Genomic DNA, 3,700 nt, shown 5'->3' with positions numbered 1-3,700 from the left:
TGATCCATCGCTTGGATGTCTTTTCTGTCTAAGGGCAAATTCAAATTTATGGGACTTACAACAATGCTGTTTTCGAGTGCTTCAACAGGTTTGAAAACTGCATTTTTAGTATCTTCATTTAATAAAAAAGCCAAATAATCAGAGGCGTTTTGTATGTTGCTTTTAGCATATTGCAATTGATTTTTAATTTCATTTACTCGAACTTGAACCGAAAGTAAATCAGTTTTTGTAGTAAGCCTTGTTTGAAATAGTTGTTGACCAATTGCAAATTAGCTTGTACAGTAGTATTGGCTTTGTTCAAAACGTTGACGGCTTGATAAGCCAATTGTAGTTGCATAAAGGCCTTGTTTACTTCCAATTCAAGGTATTCTTTGCTGCGTTCGGTTTGTAATTGATGGGCTTGCATTTTGGCTTTTGCAGCCTGTCTGCCATAAAGACCATCGACATTGATTAAGGGTTGAAGGATTTCTATTTTGGTAGCAAAGTTTTGTGTGCGAGCTGGATTGTTGAGTAAAGCCGGGTTGAAATCGGCTTGGGTTAGGATTTCTTGATTCAGTTTTGAACCAAAAGCCATAAGCGGATTAGTAGTCGAAATCGCCGTATGCGAAGCCGTGATACTTGGAAGAAATAAAGCGTTCGATTGTCTGTAATCAGCTTGTGCGGCTTGAAATTCTTGTTGCGCTATTTTAAGCTGAAGGTTTTTATCTGCAGCTTTTAGCGCTATTTCTTTTTTGTATACCAACAGTGTATCTTGACTCCATCCTGTAGTGGAACCGATCAAGCTCAATAGAAGTCCAACTATTTTTATTTTTTTCATCTTTTTTACTTTTTGATAAAGCAAAAGTAGGCGCTAAAAAAAACAAAGTCTGTAACTAATATCACACTGCTTGTTTTGGGTAGGAGTTAACCCTGATTTCAAAAAAATAGGGCACTTTTGTCAAATCGGAAAGTTGTTAAACAGAAAACGGAATTAGAGAGTAAGAGACTAGAAATGAGTCTTAGCGTGCTATCTATAACAAGAAATGACGACTTATTGCAGCACAATACGATCCAAAAGTAATTGGAACGATTCGTTTTTTTTGTTCGCAATCAGAAATACTATTTCTTCAAAAGAAGCACTGTTGAAATTAGGAGCCTCTAAGCGTCGACCTCTAAACGAAGGATACAAGGTGTTGAGGTTGATAATAATGGTTTCCCATTCCCCTGTGGTTGGAAAGGTGGTGATATAGGAATAATAAGCGGAAGATTGATCTTTAATCCGAAATTGATAGTTTTTACCGTCTCCTTTTACACGAAGGACAATTTGACTTTTGGAAGTCGCAGCTACAGGCGAAAATCGATGTCGGATCGAGGTAAAACCGCCGTTGTTTTCTAAAGAAACCTTTCCCGAAAAAACACCATGCCCTGACGTATTGATGGCAAATGCACCAGAGGAAAGGCCACCCATAACTCCATCGTTTACCAAAGTCCAATCATTTGCAGCTGATTTTGTAGTGAAATCATAAAGAGTGGTAGTTTGTGTCATCATAAATACTATAGCAATGAATAAAGGCATAACTCAATGTTTCAACTAAAGTACTCAATCTACTGCGTTGTAGGGCAGTTTTAACAGCTTTTTGATAGCTGTTTAGGGGCGAAAGAGCGAATGGTTATTGTTTTGAAGAGGAGCTAATGCAGTGTCTATTGGAGTTTTTTAAATTTCATAAAGTTCAATGGGCAACTTGTCAGGGTCTTCCAAAAAGGTAAAGCGCTTTTGTGTAAATTCATCGACTCTTATCGGTTCTGTAATTACATTATATTTCATTAAATGTTCTATACATTTTTCGAGATTTGAAACTTCAAAAGCAAGATGACGGAGTCCACAAGCTTCTGGTTGCGAAACCCGCTGTGGTGGAGTAGGAAAGGAAAATAATTCTATAGTATAAAGGCCACTTAACGCAAGATCAAGTTTGTAGGATTGTCTTTCCTCTCTGTAACACTCTTTAATAATTTCCAAACCTAATATTTCGGTATAAAAATGTTTTGATTTTTGATAATCAGAACAAATGATGGCTATATGATGAATGCTTTTTAACATTTTTGATGGGGTATAGTGCGACAAGAAAAGTTAAGGCAAGTGCCTATCGTAATAGATCTTACTAATTTTACTTGCTCAAAGGTAATTTTTTTTAATCAAAAAAAACAGCAGTAACGTCAAGACGATACTGCTGCAGGTATTGATTGAGTAACCTTTCAATATGTTTTGTAAGTTACTTCAGCTTAGTTAGTTTATGTTTACTATTTCAAAGGCATAACCCTCTGAGCCGTTTTGACTTGTTCTGCTCAAGGAAATAATATCTCCTTTGAAGTTAAACAAAAATTTAGGATATCCTTTTAGTAATATTTCATTATCACGCGTCAATGATGGGTACTTTATAATCTGTAGCGATGGTCGATTTGAAGTTCCAGGCGCAACCGCCTGTCCCTGCTTTAACGTTTTTCAAGACTTCAGCATCTACTTTTTCGGTTCTGATTTTTTTGATTTCTTTGATGAATTCTACCACAGCGCTATCGGTAACTGCATTACGAACAGCTGAAGTGGCTACAAATTTGGTGACATATTTTCCGGTCCCAATTTCTGAACGTGCGCCGTAAGTCCAAGCATGCTTTTCTCTCAAATTCATGTTCAAATACGAATTGAAATCGCCTCCTAAAATTTGATTCGCAATTACTGCTGGAAAAAAATCAGGGTCGTTCATTTTTAGAGTTACCGTATTTACCAATGAAATTACTGATTGCACAGCATTAGGTACATCAATCAAGTTGATTTGTAGTTGATTTACGTTTGGATTGGCTGTGTAGTCTGTTTTGGTAATGGATTTTTTCTCCCAAGCACCAAATAGTTTTTCGACTACAGCTTTGGTTTCCTTGAATTTGATATCGCCTATGATTACCAAATACGCATTTTCTGGTACAAAGTACGTTGCGTAATTGCTTTGAACATCAGCAAGGGTTACGTTTTTCAATGTTTCTTCGGTTACGAATTCTCCAGCGGGATGATTTTTTCCAAAGGCCAATACATCGACAACGCGACAGAAATGGCTTCGGCACTTTTTCGTTGGCTTTCAATCCTTCGATGATTTTGGCTTTGTCTTTATCAAATTCTTCTTGGGTGAATTTTGGATATAACGCGCCTTCGGCTAGCAATTCTAAGACACGCCCAGCATATTTTGATAGTGCGCTCGCAGAGGCCCCTTGAGAAGAAAAATTAATATTGGCGCCTAAGAAATCAATTTCTTCGTTAAAGGCATCTTTGGATGTTTTTTGACTGCCATTACCCAGTAAGCTGCTGGTTAGATCGTCTACACCTTTTTTAGCGCCTTCAGCAAAAGGAGGGTTGTCAAGTGTTAAGGTGAAAGATACTCTTGGGAGTTTATGGTTTTCCACAATCATTACTTTAAGTCCGTTTTTAAGGACAAAGCTTTGCGGTTTCTTGATTTGAACTATTGGAGCGGCTCCAGGAGTGGGTTGAGGTCTATTTTGCGCTTGCATTATTCCGGTGACAAAAAATAGGATTAAGAGAATACTTATGTTTTTCATAGTGATTGGTCTGATTATTTGGTTTTTTCGCAGCTGGTACGTAATCTAAAACTAAACGTTGATTGGTATTCAAATACTTTTTGGCAACGTCTCTGATTTCTTCTCTGGTAATGGAGTGAAT

Annotated in this window: 6 protein-coding genes; all 6 read right to left on the bottom strand. The window is 37.2% G+C overall.

Going from position 1 to position 3,700, the window contains the following annotated elements:
* Positions 1-193: 193 nt before the first annotated feature.
* Entirely contained in the window at positions 194-817 is a 624-nt protein-coding gene (locus tag BXU11_RS17470; protein WP_255373981.1) for a TolC family protein, read from the bottom strand.
* 213 nt (positions 818-1,030) lie between these two features.
* On the bottom strand, positions 1,031-1,555 hold the full coding sequence (locus tag BXU11_RS17465) for a CIA30 family protein (RefSeq protein ID WP_223253691.1): 525 nt from the start codon (positions 1,553-1,555) through the stop codon (positions 1,031-1,033).
* A 138-nt stretch (positions 1,556-1,693) separates the two neighbouring features.
* Positions 1,694-2,077 carry a VOC family protein gene (locus BXU11_RS17460; RefSeq protein WP_024980959.1) on the bottom strand — a complete coding sequence of 128 codons (384 nt, stop codon included), beginning with the start codon at positions 2,075-2,077 and terminating at the stop codon, positions 1,694-1,696.
* A 313-nt stretch (positions 2,078-2,390) separates the two neighbouring features.
* A complete protein-coding gene (locus BXU11_RS18325; protein ID WP_223253796.1) occupies positions 2,391-3,005 on the bottom strand; it encodes a pitrilysin family protein in 615 nt (204 codons plus the stop codon).
* On the bottom strand, positions 2,983-3,531 hold the full coding sequence (locus BXU11_RS18320) for a pitrilysin family protein (RefSeq protein ID WP_223253795.1): 549 nt from the start codon (positions 3,529-3,531) through the stop codon (positions 2,983-2,985). Before BXU11_RS18320 ends, BXU11_RS18325 begins: the two co-directional genes overlap by 23 nt.
* On the bottom strand, positions 3,515-3,700 hold a 186-nt coding region (locus BXU11_RS18315; RefSeq protein WP_139363553.1), incomplete at its 5' end, for a hypothetical protein. The genes BXU11_RS18320 and BXU11_RS18315, both read right to left, overlap by 17 nt.

Source organism: Flavobacterium sp. LM5, from assembly GCF_002017945.1.
Classification (GTDB): Bacteria; Bacteroidota; Bacteroidia; order Flavobacteriales; family Flavobacteriaceae; genus Flavobacterium; species Flavobacterium succinicans.
The sequence above is the reverse complement of the archived record's forward strand: the minus strand, read 5'-3'. Positions and strand labels throughout refer to the sequence as shown.